We start from the raw sequence: 24,224 nt of genomic DNA, 5'->3' as shown, positions 1-24,224 counted from the left end.
ATTTGATTACGTGTATAAAATTGAACCCTTAATTGTTATGAATACAATCCCCAGTGTAAATCTTTCAGATTTTTTAAGTGATGATCTGGCACAAAAGCAAAAGTTTGTTGACGAAATAGGAAAAGCGTATGAGGAGATAGGTTTTGTTTCTTTAAAAAATCACTTTCTGGATGATGCTCTAGTTGACAATTTATATGCAGAAGTAAAAGCTTTCTTTGACCTTCCTGAAGATGTTAAACAAAGTTATGAGATAGAAGGCCTTGGCGGTCAGCGCGGTTATATTTCATTTGGAAAAGAACATGCTAAAGGGAAAAAAGAAGGTGACTTAAAAGAGTTTTGGCATTTTGGCCAAGAACCTGATGCTAATGCTAATCTAATTGAAGAATATCCTGAAAATGTTGAGGTTAAAGAGCTTAAGTATTTCAACTCTACAGGTATGGAAGCTTATAAAATGCTTGAAAAAACCGGTATTTATGTTTTAAGAGCCTTGTCTTTATATCTAGGTCTTGACGAATTTTACTTTGACAAATGGGCCAGAAACGGAAACAGTATTCTACGTCCCATTCATTACCCGCCTATTACCGAAGAGCCTAAAGGCGCAGTGCGTGCCGGTGCTCACGGTGATATCAATCTGATTACACTTCTTATGGGAGCTTCAGCCGGAGGCTTACAAGTTTTACGTAACGATGGTGAGTGGATTGATGCTATACCTAATGAAGACGAACTCGTAATAAATGTTGGCGATATGTTAGAACGCCACACCAATAATAAACTAAGATCTACTATTCACCGCGTTGTGAATCCTCCTAAAGAAGAGTGGGACACACCCCGATATTCTATTCCTTTCTTTATGCATCCGCGCAGCGAGATGCCTCTCAATTGTCTAGAAGAATGCGTTGATGCTGATCATCCAAAAGCTTATCCTGATATTACTGCAGGAGATTTTTTACACCAACGACTTGTTGAAATAGGCTTGATCAAAAAATAATATAATGGACTTACAAGACCAGTTAAAGAACCTTTTTCCAGATCATAAACCTGAGCCTTCTGAAAATACAGAAGACCCTAATGACCTTGATATCTGGATGCAAGATGATCCTCTTATCTGTAAGTATGAAAAACGCAAAGGAAAACCACTCACAATTATTGAAGGATATACTGGCGCAGATTCAGACTTTAAAATTCTGTCTAAGGAGCTCAAAAAAATGTTGGGTGTAGGAGGAAGTTTTAAAAAAGAAAAAATAATTATTCAAGGAGATTACCGCGACAAAATCATGTCTTTTTTAAAAGATAAAGGCTTTAAGGTAAAGCGTGTAGGAGGATAACTTAAACTCAAAATCATGGGGAATAATATGTTGCACATTACAAATGGTGATAGTCTTACCAAGCGATTAGATTCTTTAGAATTAGATGGTGACCTCGTCATTTGGCGCGAAATGCTTTGTGAAGGCCCCACGCTAAAAGAGGTGGGTTCTCAAGCATTTATAGATGCACGTAAAGCGTTCTTTAAAGACACCTATAATATTCCTGCAGCTGATTATGAAAACAAATTTGTTTCTGAGCTTAAGAAACTTTCAGAGATAAATACATATGATGAAGTCATACTTTGGTTTGAATTTGATCTGTTTTGCCACATCAATATGCTTGCTGCGATAAGCTACCTGATACAGCACAAAAACACGATGCCTATTTATATTGTTTGCAGCGGCTGGGTAAAAGGTGAAGCGCAGTTAAAAGGCCTTTCTGAACTTACAGATGAACAACTTTTAACGCATTATGAGAAGAAAATTCAGCTTGCACCAGAAGATCTCAAAATTGCTCATCACATCTGGCAATTGTATTGTGATGAAAAACCGATTGAACTTAAAGCCGAAATCAAAAACAGTTCAAATTTTAAATATCTTTCGAGCTGTATCCGTGCACATATTGAGCGTTTTCCCAATAAAGACACCGGCCTTAATAGCCTGGAAACAAACATCTTAAAGCTTATTGATTTATATGACATACACTCTGTTAAGCAATTGTGTGGTTATGCTTTGAACTATCAGGGTTATTATGGGTACGGTGATTTACAATTCAACCGTATGATCAAAGCGCTTAAACCATTTTTTAGGATGAAAGATGGCCAACTTATTCTCAATACAAAAGGTAAAAATGTGCTTGATGGTTCTGAAAATTACTATGACACGTTAAAAGACGATTCTTCTTACGGTGGCACGCATAAATATTCTTTTTTATATAATCCTGCGAGTCACGAACTTATTAAACACCGCTAAATGACGCTGGCACCCTCTGAACTTATTCTTAATGAAGATGGAAGCATTTACCACCTTCATCTATTACCAGAACATATTGCTGACACTATCATTACAGTAGGTGATCCCGAACGGGTTGAGACCGTGACAAAACATTTTGACATTATTGAATTTTCAACTCAAAAAAGAGAATTTAAAACACAAACCGGTTCCTATAAAGGGAAACGTCTAACCGTAGTTTCTACCGGAATAGGAACTGATAATATTGATATCGTTCTCAACGAATTAGATGCTTTGGCAAATATTGATTTTGAAACTCGACGCATAAAAAAAGATTTAAAAACGCTCAATATTATCAGATTGGGCACGAGCGGTTCTATTCAGCAAGAAATTCCTGTTGACTCTGTCTTAATCAGTAAAAAAGCACTGGGCTTTGACGCATTACTCCATTTCTACGAAAATGAATCTTATAGAGATCGTGCTTTTGAAAACGCATTTGTTGCGCATACAAACTGGAGTTTAGAAAAGAGTAAACCCTACTGTATTTTAGCAAATCAAGACTTATATAATCATTTTAAGGAAGAAACTATTTTTTCTGGAATAACTGCTACCAATATAGGATTTTACGGTCCGCAGGGCAGAAAATTACGCCTCAATACTCAAGATCCGCAAATGAATAAAAAGCTGGAAAGCTTTTCATATTCAGGTGAATCAATAACCAACCTCGAGATGGAAACTTCGGGGATTTATAGTTTGAGTCTGCTATTAGGGCATCGTGCACTTTCCATTAATGCTATTCTTGCAAATCGTGTAAAAGAAACCTTCAGTAGTCAACCTTCACAAATTGTTGAGGATATGATTGTGTGGGCACTAGATCGCATTGCCTTACTCTAATCTTCTTTTAACAAAAGCTTAATTCAGACCGTTAAAGCCTTTCGTATTTTTGGTAAAAACCTAAACTACTTATGGAAACAGACTTGGCTGAAAATTTAAAACACAGGGATTTAAACTGGCTTAGCTTTAACGCCCGTGTTTTACAAGAAGCGCAAGATAAAGAGCACAATCCTCTTTATGAGCGTATGAAGTTTTTAGCCATATATTCTTCTAATTTAGATGAGTATTTTCGCGTTCGGGTAAGTCAGCTCAGACAGATGAAACGGGTAGAAAAAAGCATTCGTAAAAAGTTAGCGCTTAGACCCAATAAAACTGTCAAAGAAATTCTTGCCGTTGTAAAAGAACAACAAGAAGAGTTCGGTAGAGTTTACAATGAAGAGATTATACCAGAACTGGCTGAAAATAATATTGTTTTAGTTCCTTCTGAAAAATATACCAATATTCAGGCGCAATTGGCTACTATTTGGTTCATCGCTCATATTAAAAATGATCTTGAAACAATAATTATTGATCCTTTCAAAGACAAAGAAATTTTCCTTGAAAATCAGGTGCTGTATTTCTGTATCACATTCACAGATTCTAAGAAATTAGGTTTTGTAAAAATACCTACAAATACTAATGAACGCTTTGTGGATCTTGGTAAGGTAAAGGAAACGCATAATATCACTTTTCTAGACGATATTATTCGATATGAAATCAATAATATTTTCAATTCTGAAACTATAGAAGGGATTTATGAGATCAAACTATCTCGTGATGCTGAGTTATATATTGATGATGAGCTAGACGGGATTCTCGCAGAACGCATATATAAATCTTTAGAACAACGCCAGGAGGGACAGCCTACCCGTCTGCTTTACGACGCTTCTATGCCAAAACCTGCTGCAAAGCGTTTGCGAAAATTATTGAATCTGGGAAAGATAGATATGATGCCTGGCGGAAGGTATCATAACTTTAATGACTTTTTTAAATTCCCTGATCCTACTGAAAATGCAGCATTGCATTATGATAAAAAGCCTTTTATCAAACATCGGGAGCTTGAAAAATCAACAAACTTTTTTAAAACTATTCAGAAGAAAGATCAGTTGGTACACTTTCCTTTTATGTCTTTTAATTATGTTGAGCAATTAGTTGAACAAGCAGCAGATGACACTGCAGTAACCCATATAAAAATTTCTTTATATCGTGTCGCAGATGAGTCCATTTTGACAACATCGCTTTTAAAAGCAATAGAAAACGGGAAGCAAGTCACCATTTTTATTGAGGCTAAAGCTCGTTTTGACGAAGAAAATAATATTACTTGGGGGCGAAAATTTGAAAAGAAGGGTGCGTGTGTTATTTACAGTTATCCCCGTATAAAAGTTCACTCAAAAATTTTGATGATCATACGTGAAGAAGAAAAAAAATCAAGACGCTACGCTTATATAGGCACAGGAAATTTCAATGGCGAAACCTCAAAAATATATTGTGATCACGGACTATTTACCGCTCATAAGAAGATTACAAAAGAGCTTGAACGTGTATTTAGAGTTTTAGAAGGAGAACTCATTATACCCCGAAATAAACATTTATTGATCTCGCCATTCACGACCAGAAGAACCTTTGAGAAACTCATTCATAATGAGATCGAAGCTGCGCAAACTGGTAAAAAAGCCCAGATCATTGCCAAAATGAACAGTCTTGAAGATCCAGACATGATTCAGTTATTGTACAAAGCAAGTCAAGCGGGTGTTAAAATTCGTATGATTGTTCGTGGTTTTACAAGTCTAATTCCCGGTGTAAAAGGTCTTAGTGAGAATATTTATATGACTTCAATAATAGATAGATATCTGGAGCATGGTCGTATCTATTTATTTCATAATAATGGTGATGAGCAAATGTACATGGGCTCTGCAGACTGGATGACGCGTAATTTAGACCGTCGCATCGAGGTACTTACCCCTATTTATGATCAAGATTTATTTTCTGAATTAAAGGATATCTTAGAAATACAATTATCAGACAATACCAAAGCACGCATACAAGATGAGGCAGAATCCAATGCCTACATCTCAAGAGAGTCAAATGAAAAAGCTATTCGCTCACAATATGCCATTTATGACTATTTAAAATCTAAAAACTAACGTATGACCACATTAAAAATAGGCGGAGTGCCAGAACATTTTAATCTACCTATACATTTGTGTATTGAAGAAGGTCTTTTTGCTGAAGCAGGAATTCACGTAGAATGGGTAGAATTTCCCGGTGGTACAGGCGCTATGAATGCTGCCTTACGTAGCGGTGAAATTGACCTTGCAGTAATCTTAACGGAAGGAATCATCAAAGATATCGATAACGGTAACCCTTCTAGTATAGTGCAGAACTACGTTTCAAGTCCCTTAATTTGGGGAGTTCACGTTGCTCAAAAAAGTGATTTTAAAACTATTGAAGACTTAGAAAACACAAGACCTGCTATTAGCCGCTATGGCTCAGGAAGTCACACCATGGCCTATATACAAGCCGAACAATTAGGTTGGGACACCTCTAATATTGATTGTATTGTAGTAAATAATATAGATACTGCGGTTAAAGCGCTTACTGCTGGAGAAGCAGATTATTTTATGTGGGAACATTTTACGACCAAGCCGTTAGTCGATAAAAAACTCTTTAGACGTGTAAGTGATTTCCCCACACCTTGGTCTAGTTTTGTTATCGCAGCAACCGACAGGTACAAGGCGAATCACGCTACAACTATCAGTAAATTTCTCGATATATTGAATAAAAAAACAAAGAATTTTAAGCTTCTTACACGCATTGAACACTTACTTTCTGAGAGATATGAACAAAAGTTAGAAGACATTAAAAAGTGGTTATCATTAACTACCTGGTCCCAAGAACAATTACCTCAGGAAGAAACTATTTTGGTCAAAAAATATCTTTCTAAACTCAAATCCATCGATAAAGAGTAATATGCTAATTTTTCTTTAACTCACATTTAATGAAAGTTTTACAATTAATTTAGCATTAATAGTAAAAAAAATGTTCAATTTTACATCCGAATTAATATAAGCAATCAAAATTATTGAACAATGGTTACATTTTTTAGTATTTTGGGCGTCTTGTTACTCATTAATTTTTTGTTATTTAAATTTAGTGTTGCAGGTGGACCCGTGATTGAGAAATCACAAAAGCATGTAACCCCTAAACAATCAACCTTGACTCGACAAATGGCTTTTAATAAAGCTTCTTAAGTCGACCTCAAATCAAACCTAACAAAAAGCGATTCTACCCCTAAAGTAGAATCGCTTTTTTATTACCATTCAATTTTTACATTGCCTGAGTTTTCTAAATAGCTATTTGCTGTACTAAAATGCCTATTTCCAAACCAGTACCCTCTATTTGCACTTAAAGGAGAAGGATGCCCACTGGTTAAGATAAGATGCTTAGAAGCATCTACCTTTTTAATTTTCTTCTTAGCATAACCACCCCAAAGCATAAAGACAACTCCTTCTCGCTTTTCAGAAATCAATTCTATTACACGATCTGTAAAAATTTCCCAGCCTTTGCCTTGATGTGAACCCGCTTGATGTGCTCTTACAGTCAAAGTTGCATTAAGCAATAAAACACCTTGCTTTGACCAACGCTCTAAGTTACCAGAATCTCGATTAGGCTTCTTTAGGTCTGCTTCTATTTCTTTAAAAATATTAATCAAAGAAGGTGGCACAGCCATTCCTTCAGGTACCGAAAAGCATAAACCGTGAGCCTGCCCTGAGCCGTGGTATGGGTCCTGTCCTAAGATCACCACTTTTACATCATTAAAAGTACAAAGATCAAAGGCTTTAAAAATATCTTTTCCTTTGGGATAACAGGTAAAAGAAGCATACTCTTTCTTTACAAATTCTATTAGTGATTTGAAGTAAGGTTTCTCAAATTCTTCGGCTAATACAGCTTTCCAGCTGGGGTCTATGTCAACGTTCATGAATGTCTTAAATTTGCTTTCCTGTTCAAAAATGGAAAACTATTATAGAGATCAAAATAGTATTTTGTATACTATTATTTTAATTTCTCATCTAAAATTTTACAAATCAATTTTAAACTAAAGAGCCTTAGTTTCAGCCTTAAAATAGGCAACTCAATATGATAAAAATTCATCCAAAAACATTATCAGATCTAGAATTTCATACCGTTTGTGCGCAACTGAGTGAATTGTGCATTACAGATATGGGAAAGGTAAAAGCTTTAAAATTGGCTCCTAAACGCAGTTATAAAAAAACGCTTTTTGCTCTCGACCAAACTCAGGAATACATCAATTCTGATACCCACGAGACACCTATTCCTAATCACGGCTTCGATGCACTTGATCATGAACTCAAAATGTTAGGTATTGAAGACACGGTTCTTGAGGTGGGAAGTTTTAGAAAAATAGGTAGTCTGTCTGAAACGGTTAATAGCCATTTACGCTATTTCAGAAAATTTCAGGAAGTGTATCCGGTGCTTTATCAAACAGTAAGAGAAACGGAGTACACCACTATTCTTACTGATGAGATCAATACTATTGTTGATAAATACGGTGAGATAAAAGATGATGCTTCTCCCCTTTTACAACAAACGCGAAGAGCAATCAATCAGGTTAAAGGAAAGATCAACAGCAGTTTTGCATCTGCCTTATCAAGTTATTCTTCTTATGGTTATTTAGATGAAATCAGAGAGTCTATTGTAGATAATGTGCGTGTTCTTGCTGTTTCGGCAATGCACCGCCGCAAGGTTAAAGGTTCAATTTTAGGAAACTCAAAAACCGGAAGTATTGTTTACATTCAGCCGGAAGCTACACAATCTCATCAACGCGAACTCAATAATCTTCAATACGATGAACAGGAAGAAATAAAGCGTATTTTAAAAGCTTTGACTGATTTTGTGCGTCCTTTTACTCCTCTGCTTAAAGACTATCAAAAGCTGCTCAGCACTATTGATGTTATTTCGGCGAAAGCCAAATACGCAAAAAAATTAAATGCTGTCTTACCAAAAATAACTCAAGATCGAGAGTTAGAAATCAAGGAAGCCTATCACCCGCTGCTGTTGCTCAACAATAGAAAACGCGGTGAAAAAACTTTTCCGCAGGACATCACGCTAGATGAGCAAAATAGAATCATCGTGATTAGTGGCCCCAATGCAGGTGGTAAGAGTATTACCCTAAAAACGGTAGGTTTATTACAGGTAATGCTTCAAAGTGGTCTTCTGATACCCGTTCATGAATATTCGAGATTTTGTTTTTTCGAAAAAATACTCACGGATATCGGCGACAATCAAAGTATAGAAAATCATCTGAGTACGTACAGTTACCGTCTGAAGAATATGAACTATTTTCTGAGGAAATGTGATGATAAAACCCTGTTCTTAATTGATGAATTTGGTACAGGTAGTGATCCTGAATTGGGAGGAGCTCTTGCCGAAACTTTTCTTGAAGTCTTCTACGAGCGAAACAGTTATGGTATTATCACTACACATTATGCCAATCTAAAAATGATGGCCAATGAGACCGAAGCGATAACCAATGCCAATATGCTTTTTGACTCCCGAACGCTTGAGCCGCTATATAAACTTTACGTAGGTGAAGCCGGAAGTTCGTTTACTTTTGAAGTTGCTCAGAAGAATGGTATTCCATATTCGCTCATCAATCGTTCAAAAAAGAAAGTGGAACGTGGTAAAATACGTTTTGATAAGAGTATCGCAGATCTTCAGAAAGAGCGTAGTAAACTGGCAAAAACCACAACCTCGCTTAAAACCAAAGAACAAGAAGCGCTTAAGCAAAAGCAGGAGCTTAATAAAACCAATACACGCATTCAGGAAAAGTTAGAAAGCTATCAAGAATTGTACGATAGCAATCAACGTTTAATTTATCTAGGACAAAAACTAGATGATTTGAGTGATACGTTTTTCACCAATAAGAATAAAAAACTACTACTTGACGAATTGTACAAAGTGGTACAAATTGAAAATTCTAAACGTGCAAAACTGAATGCTAAACAGAAACGTGCACAAAAAGCTAAAGAAAGAAAAGTACAGCAAGAGGCTGAAAAGAAAGTCGAAATCATTAGAGAAAAGAAAAAAGTAGAAAAGCAAAAAGAAATTCAAATTGAAAAAGAAAAACCTAAAGTAACTCTAAAAATTGGTGACCGCGTACGCTTACCAGATGGACGAGCTGTGGGAACCATCGATAAAATTGAAAAAGGAAAAGCTATTGTTGATTATGGAATGTTTACCACTAACGTGGATGTAGATACTTTAGAACTCGTACAGCGCAAAAAATAATGGAAACCAAAATCATTCTTTTTGACGGAGTCTGTAATTTATGCAATGGTGCTATAAATTTTATCATTAAGCACGATCCCAAAGCCTTGTTTAAATTCGCCTCGTTGCAAGGAGAAACTGGTCAGCGCTTGCTTCAAAAGCATCAAATTAATTCCGCAGAAACAGACTCTATCGTTCTTATTGAGGGTGATACGGTTTCGGTTAAATCTTCAGCAGCCTTGCGTATTGCAAAGTATTTAAACAAGGGCTACCCGCTGCTTTTTGGGTTTATGATTGTCCCTAAATTCATTAGAAACGCAGTTTATGATTACATAGCTCGTAACCGCTATAAATGGTTTGGCAAAAAAGAAAGCTGTATGATTCCCACTCCAGAGCTTAAGTCTAGATTTTTAGATTAATAACCTACCTCGGAGTATTGACCTCATTGGCGGCATCAATAAATTATTTTCATTCGCAAAAAAGCATCTTTAAACTAATCTTTTCGTTTATTTTTAAGGAAAATAAACTACTTATGCGAATTCTAGTTCTTCTCCTATTCTGCCTGTTTCTAAGCAATCCAAATTTGATAGCTTCAGAAAAACCTCTTGCTCAAAATTCAAAAATTGAAAAGGTAACGATCTATCTACAAGGGGCTACCATAGAGCGTTCTTCATCTGTAACTGTAAAATCTGGTGTTAACGAATTGGTTTTTGACAATCTTTCGCCAGATATTTTAGAAAACAGTATTCAGTTACGAGGGCTTGATGATGCTAGTATTCTTTCCATTGCATTCAATTTAGACTATCTAGATAAGAAAACAGTTTCTGCTGAATATGAAAGTCTAAAAACAAATTTAGACCAACTACTATATGAGAAGAATTCCATACAAAATACTATAGAAGGCTATGAGCGCGAACTCAAACTACTTACTGAAAATCAACGTATAAATAGTGATAATACAGACCTTTCTTTAGAAAAAGTAAAGCAGATAAGTGCCTATTATCGCCAGCGGAGTACTGAAATTCAAAACATCATTTACAAGCAAAAGCGGGATATGCAAGAATTAGATCGCAAGATCAACGATTACCGGCAGCAAATGAATAATCTTGATGATTCCCGAAAAGAAATGCGCGGCGAAATCACTGTAAAACTGCAAAGCGATCGTGCTACAAGCCTCAACCTGGAGTTATCTTATATCATTCAAAATGCAGGATGGTTTCCGCTATATGATATCCGCGCAGAAAGCACTGCGAGCCCTATTGAACTCAACTATAAAGCAAATGTGTATCAACAAAGCGGCATAGATTGGGACAATGTGAAGTTGGTTCTCTCTACCGGAGATCCCAACACCAATAATTTTAAACCAGACTTGCAACCTAAATATCTCAATTTTGTAAACGGTTATTATAGAAAAACCAGTGCTGTAAACCGTACAAATTATAAATACAATCCTACTATTAGAAGTGTTTCCGGTATTGTAACAGATGATTCTGGCGCTCCATTACCGGGTGCAAATGTCGCACAAGCCGGCTCTTCAAATGGTACGACGACAGATTTTGATGGTAAATACCGCCTTTCAATAAACAGTAATGGCGGGAATGAGTTACACTATTCTTATGTAGGTTTTAATACTGAATCTATACCCATTCACGGCTCTATGATGAATGTTCAAATGGAATCTAACAACGAGTCGTTAGACGAAGTTGTAGTGGTAGGTTATGGAACACAAGAAAAAAGATCTGTAGTGGGCGCTTTAGCAGGAAAAGTTGCTGGAGTTACTATTAACTCAGAATCTTACAACGAGAATGTTGAAGCCAAAGAAGAAAGTCTTACCAATACCCGTTTTGAGATTAAAAAACGCTATACGATTGTTTCAAATGCAGACATCACTACCATTGAGATTGACAAGTTTGTCTTACCCGCAAGCTATCAGCATTATGCTGCACCGGAGCTTAATGAAAATGTATTTCTCACCGCCACGGTTACAGACTGGGAACGCTATGATTTACTGCAAGGTGAAGCCAATATTTATTTTGAAGGAAGCTACGCAGGCAAGACAGCTATTAGTCCGCTGGCGACTACAGACAGCTTAGAAATCTCTCTAGGTATTGACCCCAACATTATTGTTAAACGCGAGAAAAAAGATAACTTTAAAAGCAAATCGTTCTTAGGCGGAACCCGAGTCGTAGCAAAAGCTTATGAAATTTCAATTCGAAATACTAAAAGCTCAGCGGTTAATTTGGTTTTAGAAGATCGTATTCCGGTTTCTCAAAACAAGGACATTAAAGTTTCTGATCAGGAAACCTCAGATGCTGCCTATGATGAAAAAACCGGTATCCTAAAATGGACACTAGAACTGGCTCCAAAAGCTTCGGTTACTAAAAATTTCTCGTACGAAGTGCGTTATCCTAAAGGTCAAAATATTAATCTATAATTCATTTTTTGAAACCAAAACTTATTCTTTTTGACGTTAACGAAACCTTGCTAGATCTAAAACCTCTGGCTAGGCGTATAAATGTTTTGTTGAGTAATGAACAAGCCTTTGAGATTTGGTTCAGCAAGTTGCTTCATTATTCTTTAGTTGAAACCGTAAGTGGCAATCACGAAGATTTTAGCAACATTGCTAAAGCTACTTTTGAAATGACAGCTGCTAAATTCAAAAAAGTAATTCCTGAAGATGAGATCATTGCTGTTCTGGCTCTCATCAGCAAACTACCTGCACATCCAGATAGCACAGAAGCATTAAAAAGATTGAAAAACAAAGGTTTTCAATTAGTTGCCTTAACTAATGGAAATCTTGATGTTGCTAAAAAGCAATTGGCTTTTGCTGAATTGGATCATTATTTTGATCGAATTTTTAGTGTGGATGAAGCGGGTGCTTTTAAACCAAGTTCAGAACCTTACGAATTTGTCTTAAATGAAATGAAAACTCAGGCTGCAGAAAGTTTACTCGTCGCGGCTCATGGATGGGACATTACCGGCGCACAACGAGCCGGACTACAAACCGCATTCATCGCCCGTGAAGGAAAATTCAAATATCCACTTGCAGAAAAACCCACTTACGATTGTAGAGATTTAAATGCGTTAGTTGAACGTTTGACCTGAGTTGATTTCATCAATGGTTTCATTTTCAATTGACCAGGTAAAATCTGTATATTTATTTCCAGCTCCGGTTAACTGCATTGATTTGCCTAAAGCTGTTGAAGGATCTTGATCAATTGGTAATAGTGTGGCAGTCATACCTGAGGCAGGTCCTTCAGTAGCAGTGACACTCCCCTCATAACTCAAGAATTGAATTACATTACCGGCGGGGTCTACTAATGCAATTGCTTCATTGCTATTTTGTAAGCCGGGGTAATCTATGTTCTTAACTCCTAAACCCGCATTTATCTCTACGATTACTCCCGAAATTGATTCGCTAGAAATAATAGTTCCTCCAGAACCGTTGTAATGAACAAGACTATATCCGCTTAAATCAACACCCGCCGAACCAGCGATCTCAACACGTTCATCTACGTCACCACCTACATTGTCATAGTGAATTTCATTAATCCAAATATCAATATCGTTATCTACTATAGTCAAATCAAAAATTGATTTGATACCGATTGTAGGTGCGCCAGATCCTCCACTTACTTTAGTTATTGTGAACTGCAGCAATTCATTACCTTCAACTTCTGTATCATCCAGGAGATTGAAGATACTTATTGCATTAAAAACTAGACTACCTGGCGGAATGGTAAATACCTGCGAAGTATTCTCAACTAAATCATCATATGAGGATGCTGATACGGTTACGCTTACAGAGTTTGTTGTTGACGGATTGGTTATATTAAATTCCAGATCTACACTTGCTATACTTTCAAGCTGTGAATTTTCAGAAAGGGTATAAGCTATTTCAGTGGGTTGCAATGAATTTTGAAGTAAGTATATATTTTCCCAAAAAGTCCCGTTCCACACCTGAAGCCCAAAAATTGTAGCATCAGCATCGTCAACAAAAACCATCAGGCCCGTGTCACCTTCTGTAGCACGAATCAAATCTCGCTGAGCTACCGTCACACGCGGAGGCATCAAACCTTTAAAGTTTCCGTCTGATGATTTGCTGCTAATCTCTAGCATAGAAGCAGCACTCGGGTTTGTAGTTCCTATACCCACCTGAGCAAATACTTGATAAATTCCGACAAAAAAGAGAAGTAAAAAATGCTTCATACTTACGCATTTAAGTTTATAAATGGTAAGTCAAGTAATTGTGTAGGGCCAACTATAATAGATTGGGTCTTTCGAAATTAATAATTATTTCAAAAAAACAAAATATTAAGCACTAAAAATCAACTATTTGAATTATTTTTCATCGATATCGAATGCAGCATCGGGTTCTTTATTGGGTTTGTAATTGAATAATCCTTCCCCTTTTGCAATAACTGAAGACACAGTTGCATCACCTGTAACATTTACTACTGTACGACACATATCTAAAATACGATCTACCGGAAAAATAATACCGATCCAAGCGGGATTCAATCCTACAGATTCTAATACAATAATAAGCATTACCAGACCAGCACTGGGTACTGCTGCAGATCCTATAGATGCCAAGGTAGCCGTCAAAACAATAGTAAGCTGCTGACCTATAGTAAGATCTATCATATGCAATTGAGCCAGAAAAACAACTGCTACCGCTTGGTACAGACACGTACCATCCATATTTACTGTTGCTCCAATAGGTAATACAAAACTGGTTACTTTTTTATCTACACCTAAGTTGTCTTCTACACATTCCATAGTAACCGGAAGCGTCGCTGCACTACTTGATGTTGAGAACGCTAAAGTTTGTGCAGGCCCCATTGCTTTAAAGAATCCGAAATAAGATACTTTGCGTACAAAAAGCTTAAAAATAAGTGGATAAATACCGAATATCATTAATCCCAAACCACCTACAACTGTAAGCGAATACCAACTCAAGCCTTTAAAAATCTCAACTACTTTACTAATGTCATTACCTGCCATTTGACTTACAACACCAGCTAAAAGTGCAAAAACAAAAAATGGTGCAGCCTGCATGGTGAGGTCAACCATTTTTAGAAAAATCTCCATTATTCCATCTACAGCACGCGTAACAGGAGCTGACTTTTTAGGATCTATAAATAACATACTTATCCCAAAAAATAACCCAAAGAATATCACTTGCAACATTAAGCCGTTATCTGCTAACGAACTGAAAAAATTATCTGGTACAATATCTACTAAAGGTTGAAGCGGACCTGCCTCTTTAGCTGCATCAGCAGTTGCCATTTTATCATTTACGGAAGCATCTTTGAGTTCGCTTCTCGATAAATCTGAAATCTCTCGGGCACGATCCATAAACTTAGGATCCTGAAGGTAGTTCACTCCATCTTTAATCACATAACCTTCATCTGCGGCCCAAATCTCATAACTGATCCGGTTATCTATTCGGCTTTGCTCATCTACAAGCTTACCGGGACCTATTACGTTTACTAGAAGTAAACCTACCCCGACCGCTAAAACTGTAGTAACCAGATAAGCCAAAAGCGTTTTACCTCCCATTCTCCCCAGACTTGCAGGGTCTCCTAAATTTGCCACGCCACTTATAATAGAAAACAACACCAGCGGAACTGCTATAAGTTTTAAGAGATTGATGAAAATTTTACCAAATGGAGCAATCCAGTCTATAGTAAACTGACTCCATCCTAACTGACTGGAAATTAAAGCCCAAATTATACCTAAAACCAGACCTATAATTATTTTCCAGTGCAATGCTATTTTCTTCATAAAAGGTGTTTTCTTTTTAATTATCGAGATTTAGATGTTTAATAATTGCTAAGAAAGCAAGAATGTACATTTTAATACCATTACGGTTTACTCGAAGATTTTTCTATGACGTGAAAGATAAACAAATTCCGTATTTAGATTAAGTTTAAGACGGTTTTTGATACAGAATTGTTAGTAAAACATAAAATTTGTAGAAAAATAGATAAGTCCTAAAGTAAACTACCTCGAGTAAGCACACGAGCCACTCGTTAGAAGCAAATTTTCAATTTCGCGGCAAGCCTCGAGGATATTAAATCCAGTGGTGGTACCAATAAAAAAGCTCCCGGGTTTCTCCGAAAGCTTTTATGGGTTTACTAAAGGTTGAATTATATTTTAGAACCTTTATTGATCAAAAGAAAATCTGCAAGAACTAAAGCAGCCATTGCTTCAACAATAGGAACCGCTCTGGGAACCACACAAGGATCGTGACGCCCTTTACCTTGCATTTCGGTTTCGTTTCCTTCTTTATCTATTGTAGGTTGATTTTGCATTATAGTAGCAACCGGTTTAAAAGCTACACGGAAATAAATATCCATTCCATTGCTGATACCACCTTGTATACCACCACTCAAATTGGTCTTCGTGCTTCCGTCTTTGTTGAAAAGATCGTTATGCTCACTTCCTAACATAGAAGCTCCGTGGAAACCGCTTCCGTATTCAAAACCTTTTACAGCGTTGATAGATAGCATTGCTTTTCCTAACTCTGCATGAAGTTTATCAAAAACGGGTTCACCTAAACCTACGGGTACATTTTGTATGACACACATCACGGTACCACCAATAGTATCTCCTGCTTTACGAATCTCTTTAATCTTATCGATCATCTTTTCGGCAAAAGCCTCATCCGGGCAACGCACGATATTTGTTTCACTTTTATCAAGATCAAGTTCCTGATAGGGTGTGGTCATTCGTATATCTCCTACCTGATCTACAAACGCATTGATTTTCACATCCTTTAAAACCTGTTTTGCGATTGCTCCTGCAGCAACACGGCTAGCAGTTTCTCTAGCAGAAGAGCGACCACCACCGCGGTAATCCCGCACACCATATTTCTGATCATAAGTGTAATCTGCGTGCGATGGACGATAAGTATCTTTGATATGACTGTAATCGTGAGACTTCTGATTGGTATTCACAATATTGAAGCCAATAGGAGTTCCTGTAGTTTTTCCTTCAAAAATCCCGGAAAAGAAATTTACAGAATCGGGCTCTTTACGCTGGGTAACAATTTTAGACTGGCCCGGTTTGCGACGTTCCATATCGCGGTAAACCAAATCCAGATCGATAGCAACACCCGCAGGGCATCCATCAATAATTCCACCTATAGCTTCACCGTGAGATTCGCCAAAAGTGGTTAGCGTAAATAATTTTCCAAAAGTATTACCTGCCATAACAAAAGTTTGAGCGGCGAAATTAAAATGTTTTAGGCTAAAAGCCTTGTCATTACGCAGCTAATTCATTGTAAAAAAAGCCGAAATACCTAAATAATTTAATAATGAGGTAAAACTAGGATAACAGACATGGTTGTAATTTGTTAAAAATCATATTCTTTGAAACGAAAAGTAGAACTTGTTATCCTTTCTGATGTGCATTTAGGTACGTACGGCGCTCACGCAAAAGAACTGGTTAATTACCTGCAAAGCATCAAACCTAAAACTCTGGTGCTCAACGGTGATATTATAGACATCTGGCAGTTTAGAAAACGGTATTTCCCAAAATCACATCTTCAGGTTATTAAAAAAATCATTTCGCTCGCCGCAAAAGGGACTAAGGTGTATTACATCACCGGTAATCATGACGAAAAACTGCGTAAGTTCAGTCCGGTTGAACTGGGAAATATTGCTGTGATTGATAAACTGGTATTGAATCTAGACGGAAAAAAAGCATGGATTTTTCACGGAGATGTTTTTGATGCTTCTATCCAACATACCAAATGGATTGCCAAGTTAGGCGGCTGGGGTTACGACTTTCTCATTGTACTCAACAGTTTTATAAACTGGTGTCTGGTAAGCTTAGGAAGACCAAAATATTCACTCTCTAAAAAGATCAAAAACAGCGTAAAAAAAGCAGTGAGTTTTGTCTCCAATTTTGAAGAAACCGCTGCTGAACTTGCCATCGAAAACAAGTTTGACTATGTGATTTGTGGCCACATTCATCAACCGCAAATGCGAAAAGTAGAAAATGGGAACGGGAGTTGCTTATACCTCAACAGCGGAGACTGGATTGAAAACTTAACCGCTCTTGAATACCACAACAAAACCTGGTCTCTAATGGAATACGAAAAGCAAAATCTACCTATTTCAAAAGATGACGAATCTGTAAACACAGAAATAGATCCAGTAGCCCTAATGGCTTCGATTAAGATGTCTACTTAAAAAGTTAAATTATTCTTTGAATAAAATTGTTTCAGCAACACAATTTTCTAAAGGCCCACAAGGCTTATATTTTAAAGTAAGTTTTGACCTATTCTCTGTGAGACTATAGCCCATAGTATTAGAATAAAAAACATCTCGCTCTTCAAGCTCAGAACTATCTTCAACATAGTAATCAGAATCGCCAGGTACTACAAATTCCTTTTCTGTATTAATAATTATACTATCCTGTTTAAAAGAATAACTCCCTTCCCTTTTATAACCATAACCTATAAGGGCGTTTGATTCTTGATTTTTATAAGCTGTTACAGCTTCAAAACCCCCGCTCAAACTAAAGGTATATGTAACTTTCCAGGTTTCATTTTCCACATCAGTTTCAGAGGTCATAGACCAGTCGCCTTGTAAATCAGAATTTTCTAACTGTATAAGGGTGTCATCATCATTAGCACAAGAACTAACAAATAAAAGTATCGCTGCAACAAATAATAGTTTTTTCATTTTTTTGGATTAGCTATTCTTTTAGAAGATACAATAGCCTAAAAATGGTTGCGTACAAATAAGTAAATTCTAATCTAGTATTTTCAACTTCGCAAAACGCAACAACAACTTCTTAATTCCGCCGGTTTGAAAGTTTATTTCTGCTTTCTGATCCTGCCCTACTCCTTCTATACCTATAACTTCGCCGTGGCCAAAACGACTGTGCTCTACACGCATACCTTTAGAAAGGTTCCCGTTGAGATCATCAGTTTGCGGCTGTGAAGTACTTTGAGGACGTAGCTTACGCAGTTTCCGCAATTGGTCTTCAGTAGGTTTCCCCACAGTTGGGGCGCTTCCGCTTACCGGTTTTTTGAGACGCAGTTTACTTTTATCCGGCTCTCCAAAAATATCAGTATCAATCATCGGCTTGTAGCGATAATTATCCATTGGTGTCTGGATGTCCAGATATTGTTCATTTATTTCTTCGATAAATCGGCTGGGTTCTGCATCAATAAGTTTCCCCCAGCGGTAGCGAGACTCGGTATAGGTGAGATAGGCTTGCTTTTCGGCACGGGTAAGAGCTACATAAAACAGGCGACGCTCTTCTTCCAGTTCGCTACGGGTATTCATACTCATTCCACTCGGGAACAAATCCTCTTCAAGCCCCACGATATAAACATACGGGAATTCTAACCCTTTAGCCAAGTGAATCGTCATGAGTGAAACCCGATCAACATCATCAATGTCTTTATCCATATCAGTCGCTAACGCAACATCTTCTAAAAATTCTGATAAGCTACCGGTAGCGTCTGCTATTTCCTTTTGACCTTCAACAAAGTCACGCATACCGTTGAGTAATTCTTCAATATTTTCAATACGTGCAATTCCTTCCGGCGTACCGTCTTTTTTCAATTCCTGAAGTAATCCTGTTTTACGCGCTACAGTTTCAGCAACGGCAAAGGCATCGGCGTTTTCGCTTAAAATTTTAAAACTGTGAATCATATTCACAAAATTGTAAAGCTTATTTTTTGTGCTTGAATTGATTTTAATATCTAAATGCTGAATATTTTCCATCACTTCAAAAATGGAGCGATCGTATTGCTTTGCAGCGATTACGAGACGGTCTAAAGTTGTAGCCCCAATACCTCTTGCAGGATAATTAATCACACGCTTTAAGGCTTCCTCATCATTGGGATTTACCAAAATACGCAGATAAGCCAACACATCTTTAATCTCTTTCCGCTGATAGAATGAAAGTCCACCAAAAATTCTATACGGAATTTCCCGTTTTCTAAGTGCATCTTCCATCGCACGGGATTGCGCATTTGTTCGATATAAAATAGCAAAATCACTGTGTTGTAACTGGTTATTCATCTTTGTTTCAAAGATGTTACTCGCAACATAGCGCCCTTCTTCCCCATCGGTAAGCGAGCGATGCACGATGATTTTGGGTCCGTCATCATTAGCCGTCCAGACCACTTTATCCAGTTTGGTTTTATTGTGCTCAATAACCGAGTTTGCGGCCTCTACGATATTTTTGGTTGAGCGGTAATTTTGCTCCAGACGATACACTTTTACATCATCATAATCCCGCTGATAATTCAAAATATTATTAATATTCGCCCCGCGGAATGCATAAATACTCTGGGAGTCATCCCCTACCACACAAATGTTTTGATACCGATCTGCAAGTGCTTTTACAATCAGGTATTGTGAGTGATTTGTATCCTGGTACTCATCAACAAGAATGTACTGAAAACGTTTTTGGTATTTAGCAAGCACTTCAGGAAAACGCGCCAGCAATTCATTAGTACGCAACAATAAATCATCAAAATCCATTGCTCCCGCTTTAAAACACCGGTCTACATATTCCTTATAAATCTCACCAATACGAGGCTTTTTTGCCATAGCATCAGCTTCCATCAATTCCGGATTTTGAAAATAAGCTTTAACGGTGATCAAACTGTTTTTAAAGGAAGAGATACGGCTATGAACCTGCTTGTACTTGTATATATCTTTATCAAGCCCCATTTCTTTGATGATCGCAGAAATAAGTCGCTGAGAATCCTGAGAATCATAAATCGTGAAATTGGGTGGAAAGCCCAGGTGGTGTCCTTCAATACGTAAGATCTTAGCAAAAACCGAGTGAAAAGTTCCCATCCACAGGTTTTTTGCTTCGCTATTACCTACAATACTACCAATACGCGTTTTCATCTCGCGTGCTGCTTTGTTAGTAAATGTGAGTGATAAGATATTAAACGCGTCTACTCCCTGTTGCATCAGGTAAGCAATACGCATGGTTAGTACTCTGGTTTTCCCAGAGCCTGCACCGGCAATCACCATCATTGCTCCGTCTTTTTGCAAAACCGGCGCACGCTGTGCTTCATTTAATCCTTCTAAAAGTGCCTCCAAAACAATTGATTTTTTTACTGAAACTAAACTTGATGAGCTATAATAGTACCTCCATTTAGTAAGATGGCGAAAATTAAGGAAACTTAATTTTTTATTAGAACACTATGGTATTTAGTTATCAAGAAATTTAAACTATAGCAAACTACCTCGGCAAGCCTACGAGGCACTTATTACAAACAAATCTTCAATTTCACGGCAAGCCTTGGGGCATTAAACCTTTTGGCGGTGCCAATCAATTTCAATTAAAAAAAATAAGACACTCACACGCAACCTTTTAGACAAAAAGCATCTATTTTATATATCAATCAAAAAACGAACAGCCTTATGAAAAAATCCTACGCTTTTCTCATTCTCTTATTTTTTGCGCTCTTTTTATCCTGTAGCGAAGACGGCTCGCTAACCGAAGGAGAAGGATTAACAGATGGTGCTTTTTCATCTGAATCTGGTGGTTCTGGTGATACAGGAGGATCAGGCAATGGAGGTTCTGATAATGCCGGAATTATCACCGCAGGAGAATGGAATGATTTATCAAACTGGAGTTTCTGGCAAAATTTACTCAATCAGGAAGTTGCAGATAAACTTACTACAAACTGGGAGTTCAATACTGCAAACCGCTATTCTTTTGAATTGAAAGATGAAAATAGCTTACCGGTTGTAGATGCTGTTTTGACGATAAAAGAAGGTACAAATGTAATATGGTCTGCAAAAACAGATAATTTAGGGACTGCAGAACTTTGGATTGATCTCAAGAGCAAAAACCAGAAAACTACAGATATCTCTAATTATAGTTTTTATCTGGGTAATCAAAAATTAAGTGGTGTAAAACCTTTTTCTGAAGGAATAAACACAATTAAACTAAACAGTTCTGCTCCAGTATACAGCAATGTTGACCTCGCTTTTATCGTTGATGCGACAGGCTCTATGGGTGATGAGATGAATTTTCTAAAGGATGATCTTAAACAAGTTATTCAGAAGGTTAAAGCCGCAAATACTAATCTTCAGATTTCTACAGGAACTGTTTTCTACAGAGATATTGATGACGAATATCTGGTTAAAAAATCTGATTTTACCTTAAATCTAGAGAACACGCTTACTTACATTAATGCACAGTCCGCAGATGGCGGCGGAGATTTCCCCGAGGCTGTACATACTGCTCTTAAGACCAGTATAGATGAATTACAATGGGCTACAACTGCAAAAACACGCATTGCATTTTTGTTGTTAGATGCTCCGCCACACGAAGAAGCACAAATAATTGACGACCTGCATACATCAATTAAAAAAGCGGCTCAAAAAGGAATTAAGATCATTCCCATAGTTGCCAGCGGCATTAATAAGGAAACTGAATTTCTAATGCGAAACTTCAGCATAGCAACAAACGGAACGTATGTTTTTATAACTAATGATAGCGGTGTAGGTAATGATCACCTCGAGCCTACGGTAGGTGACTATGACGTTGAAATCCTTCAAGAATTAATGATACGTCTCATCACAAAATATACGAGCTGATATCATTCCTAATACTTTTTTTTTTGAAAAAGAAGAATAAAAAAGCGTGTCTCAAGATAACTAGAGGCACGCTTTTGTTTTGTCTAATTTTCACTAAAATTGATTCTGAATATCAATTTTACAGCATTACAAATCAAAATGCAGATACTCATAAATCTCCACCTTCCGGTTTTAGCTTCTCTAGCTTTTCTATATCTTTAGTTTTCTGATATTATTTTTATGAACTTAAAACGTTGGGGCATTAGCTTGTTTTTCTTTTTCGCATTCGCGGAAATAGGTATTGCACAAGAACAAATAATTGGGCCCCTAATTGAAGATTTCGGAAGTACTTATACTGTTCCTGCGCCTGATCTTCCTGTAAATACAACTGAAGATTATAAAGTGGTTTTTGACATCGCTAAAGCCCCGGAAGATCCGGCTTCTTTAAATCTATATTTTAATACTGTAGTTCGTTTTCTCAATATGCACGTTGCTGCAGGAGTTGATAAAAATCGATTAAAGCCTGTACTAGTCGTACACGGCAGCGCAGCTTTTGGCTTACTGAAAAATGAATACTATAAGGAGAAATTTGGTGTTGACAATCCTAATCTAGTCTTGCTAAATAAGCTTCATTCCTTAGATGTACCTGTGCTTCTTTGTGGGCAAACCGCCGGTTCTCGTGATATTTCAAAAGATAAGCGTTGGGAACATACAACACTTGCTTTATCTGCAATGACCGCATTAATACATTATCAGAATTTAGGTTACGCATTAATTTCCTTTTAAATAAAACATATGAAAAAACTACACACACTAGCATTCTTAACCATTGGTGCTGCTGCTTTTGCTCAAACTCCAGATCCTGAAATCACTGCTGCTGCAGAAGCTCTAGAAGATCAAGTGATCGAATGGCGTCATGACATTCATGAACATCCGGAATTGAGTAATCGCGAATTTGAAACGGCTGCTAAAATCGCAAAACATCTTAAATCATTAGGTATAGAAGTAGAAACCGAAGTTGCAAAGACTGGCGTTGTAGGCGTTCTTAAAGGAGACCATCCCGGTAAAGTTGTAGCCCTACGTGCAGATATAGACGCACTCCCGGTGACTGAGCGTAATAATTTACCGTTTAAAAGTGAAGTTACCGCAACCTTTATGGGCGAAGAGACCGGCGTAATGCACGCTTGCGGTCACGACACACATGTCGCTATTCTTATGGGTACAGCTCAGATACTAGCAGAGAATAAAGACAAAATTCACGGTACCGTAAAATTTGTTTTTCAGCCAGCTGAAGAAGGAGCGCCTCCGGGAGAAGAAGGCGGAGCAGCTTTGATGATTAAAGAAGGGGTTCTAAAAAATCCTGATGTAGATACTATTTTCGGACTGCATATAAACAGTGCAACTCCGGTAGGAACCATCGCTTATAAACCAGGAGGTACAATGGCTGCTGTAGAACGTTTTGTTGTTAAAATACAAGGAAAACAAACTCACGGGTCTCAACCTTGGGGAGGTGTTGACCCCATATACATCGCTGCTAAAATTATTGACGGATTTCAATCTATTATTAGTAGAGAATCTAACTTATTAGTAGAGCCTGCCGTGATTACAGTTGGTAAAATTTCTGGTGGAGTTCGATTTAATATCATTCCTGAAACTGCAGAATTAATAGGTACTGTGCGCACCTTAGATCCTGACATGCGTGAATTGATCATAGATCGCATGACTGAAATGAGTGAAGGCCTGGCTAAAGCCTATGGCGGAAGCGCTACAATAGAATTTCAGAGTAACACCGCTATTACATATAACGATCTTGCACTTACCGAACAAATGCTTCCCACCCTTAAACGTGTTGCGGGCGAAGATCACGTAAAACTGGTTAAAGCAACTACCGGTGGTGAAGATTTTAGTTATTACCAAGAGGAAGTTCCTGGTCTATTTTTCTTTTTAGGTGGAATGACTCCAGGGAATACAGAAGCGTATCCGCATCATACTCCAGATTTTCAAATTGACGATGACGGATTATTATTGGGTGTAAAAACAATGAGTCAATTAACACTTGATTACTTAAACGCCAAGTAGCTCATCATATGCATGCTCAAGAGTATTTAAATCTCTATTATCTAGAAATCTGTTCTTTTCTAAAAAAGCGAATGTAATCACACATTCGTTTTTTTATGTTCAAATTTTTACTCCTAACTATTTAAGAAAGGGTTAATAATTCTTAAATTCT

At 37.3% G+C, this 24,224-nt stretch carries 20 protein-coding genes; 14 read left to right on the top strand and 6 right to left on the bottom strand.

Features of this window, described 5'->3' with window-relative positions; genetic code table 11:
• Positions 1-37: 37 nt before the first annotated feature.
• The 6 genes from DSM02_RS00960 (at position 38) to DSM02_RS00935 (ending at position 6,097) form a co-directional block, all read left to right on the top strand.
• Entirely contained in the window at positions 38-988 is a 951-nt protein-coding gene (locus DSM02_RS00960) for an isopenicillin N synthase family dioxygenase (RefSeq protein WP_128763892.1), read from the top strand.
• Between the two features lie 4 nt (positions 989-992).
• The gene (locus tag DSM02_RS00955; protein ID WP_128763891.1) at positions 993-1,325 is read left to right on the top strand and encodes a translation initiation factor; all 333 of its coding nucleotides are present in this window, start codon (positions 993-995) and stop codon (positions 1,323-1,325) included.
• Positions 1,326-1,340: 15 nt separating this feature from the next.
• Positions 1,341-2,276, top strand: a complete 936-nt coding sequence (locus DSM02_RS00950; RefSeq protein ID WP_128763890.1) for a DUF1835 domain-containing protein — start codon at positions 1,341-1,343, stop codon at positions 2,274-2,276.
• Positions 2,277-3,149: a nucleoside phosphorylase gene (locus DSM02_RS00945; protein ID WP_128763889.1), complete on the top strand. Its 873-nt coding sequence runs from the start codon at positions 2,277-2,279 to the stop codon at positions 3,147-3,149.
• Between the two features lie 71 nt (positions 3,150-3,220).
• A complete protein-coding gene (gene ppk1, locus DSM02_RS00940) occupies positions 3,221-5,272 on the top strand; it encodes a polyphosphate kinase 1 (RefSeq protein WP_128763888.1) in 2,052 nt (683 codons plus the stop codon).
• A gap of 3 nt (positions 5,273-5,275) precedes the next feature.
• Positions 5,276-6,097 (top strand): substrate-binding domain-containing protein, encoded by an 822-nt coding sequence (locus tag DSM02_RS00935; RefSeq protein WP_128763887.1) that lies wholly within the window; start codon positions 5,276-5,278, stop codon positions 6,095-6,097.
• Positions 6,098-6,441: 344 nt separating this feature from the next.
• On the opposite strand, the gene ung is transcribed toward DSM02_RS00935, so the two are convergent.
• Positions 6,442-7,107, bottom strand: a complete 666-nt coding sequence (gene ung, locus DSM02_RS00930) for a uracil-DNA glycosylase (protein ID WP_128763886.1) — start codon at positions 7,105-7,107, stop codon at positions 6,442-6,444.
• Positions 7,108-7,265: 158 nt separating this feature from the next.
• Here ung and DSM02_RS00925 point away from each other — a divergent pair, with 158 nt between their 5' ends.
• From DSM02_RS00925 to DSM02_RS00910, 4 genes are all read left to right on the top strand, one after another.
• A complete protein-coding gene (locus DSM02_RS00925; RefSeq protein WP_128763885.1) occupies positions 7,266-9,437 on the top strand; it encodes an endonuclease MutS2 in 2,172 nt (723 codons plus the stop codon).
• Complete coding sequence (locus DSM02_RS00920) at positions 9,437-9,835, top strand: thiol-disulfide oxidoreductase DCC family protein (RefSeq protein ID WP_128763884.1); 399 nt, start codon at positions 9,437-9,439, stop codon at positions 9,833-9,835. The genes DSM02_RS00925 and DSM02_RS00920 overlap by 1 nt, the downstream gene beginning before the upstream one ends.
• Positions 9,836-9,948: 113 nt before the next feature.
• Positions 9,949-11,850, top strand: coding sequence for a mucoidy inhibitor MuiA family protein (locus DSM02_RS00915; RefSeq protein WP_128763883.1), 1,902 nt, complete (start codon positions 9,949-9,951; stop codon positions 11,848-11,850).
• 8 nt (positions 11,851-11,858) lie between these two features.
• Positions 11,859-12,521 (top strand): haloacid dehalogenase type II, encoded by a 663-nt coding sequence (locus tag DSM02_RS00910; protein WP_128763882.1) that lies wholly within the window; start codon positions 11,859-11,861, stop codon positions 12,519-12,521.
• Here the strand turns inward: DSM02_RS00910 and DSM02_RS00905 are convergent.
• From DSM02_RS00905 to aroC, 3 genes are all read right to left on the bottom strand, one after another.
• A complete protein-coding gene (locus DSM02_RS00905; RefSeq protein WP_128763881.1) occupies positions 12,501-13,625 on the bottom strand; it encodes a lamin tail domain-containing protein in 1,125 nt (374 codons plus the stop codon). The genes DSM02_RS00910 and DSM02_RS00905 overlap by 21 nt on opposite strands.
• Before the next feature lie 132 nt (positions 13,626-13,757).
• Complete coding sequence (locus DSM02_RS00900; protein WP_128763880.1) at positions 13,758-15,206, bottom strand: dicarboxylate/amino acid:cation symporter; 1,449 nt, start codon at positions 15,204-15,206, stop codon at positions 13,758-13,760.
• Positions 15,207-15,571: 365 nt separating this feature from the next.
• Complete coding sequence (gene aroC / locus DSM02_RS00895; protein WP_128763879.1) at positions 15,572-16,636, bottom strand: chorismate synthase; 1,065 nt, start codon at positions 16,634-16,636, stop codon at positions 15,572-15,574.
• A 159-nt stretch (positions 16,637-16,795) separates the two neighbouring features.
• Here aroC and DSM02_RS00890 point away from each other — a divergent pair, with 159 nt between their 5' ends.
• The gene (locus DSM02_RS00890) at positions 16,796-17,620 is read left to right on the top strand and encodes a UDP-2,3-diacylglucosamine diphosphatase (RefSeq protein WP_128763878.1); all 825 of its coding nucleotides are present in this window, start codon (positions 16,796-16,798) and stop codon (positions 17,618-17,620) included.
• A 9-nt stretch (positions 17,621-17,629) separates the two neighbouring features.
• Here DSM02_RS00890 and DSM02_RS00885 read toward each other — a convergent pair whose 3' ends face one another.
• Both DSM02_RS00885 and DSM02_RS00880 read right to left on the bottom strand, forming a co-directional pair.
• The gene (locus tag DSM02_RS00885; RefSeq protein WP_128763877.1) at positions 17,630-18,115 is read right to left on the bottom strand and encodes a hypothetical protein; all 486 of its coding nucleotides are present in this window, start codon (positions 18,113-18,115) and stop codon (positions 17,630-17,632) included.
• 69 nt (positions 18,116-18,184) lie between these two features.
• Complete coding sequence (locus DSM02_RS00880) at positions 18,185-20,506, bottom strand: ATP-dependent helicase (RefSeq protein ID WP_128763876.1); 2,322 nt, start codon at positions 20,504-20,506, stop codon at positions 18,185-18,187.
• Positions 20,507-20,830: 324 nt separating this feature from the next.
• Between DSM02_RS00880 and DSM02_RS00875 the strand changes: the two genes are divergently transcribed.
• From DSM02_RS00875 to DSM02_RS00865, 3 genes are all read left to right on the top strand, one after another.
• The gene (locus DSM02_RS00875) at positions 20,831-22,015 is read left to right on the top strand and encodes a vWA domain-containing protein (protein ID WP_128763875.1); all 1,185 of its coding nucleotides are present in this window, start codon (positions 20,831-20,833) and stop codon (positions 22,013-22,015) included.
• A 219-nt stretch (positions 22,016-22,234) separates the two neighbouring features.
• Positions 22,235-22,780 (top strand): DsrE family protein, encoded by a 546-nt coding sequence (locus tag DSM02_RS00870; protein ID WP_128763874.1) that lies wholly within the window; start codon positions 22,235-22,237, stop codon positions 22,778-22,780.
• A 9-nt stretch (positions 22,781-22,789) separates the two neighbouring features.
• Complete coding sequence (locus DSM02_RS00865; RefSeq protein WP_128763873.1) at positions 22,790-24,073, top strand: amidohydrolase; 1,284 nt, start codon at positions 22,790-22,792, stop codon at positions 24,071-24,073.
• Positions 24,074-24,224 lie beyond the last annotated feature (151 nt).

Source organism: Leeuwenhoekiella polynyae, assembly GCF_004104075.1.
In the GTDB taxonomy this organism is placed as follows: Bacteria; Bacteroidota; Bacteroidia; order Flavobacteriales; family Flavobacteriaceae; genus Leeuwenhoekiella; species Leeuwenhoekiella polynyae.
This window is presented reverse-complemented; position numbering and strand designations above follow the sequence as displayed.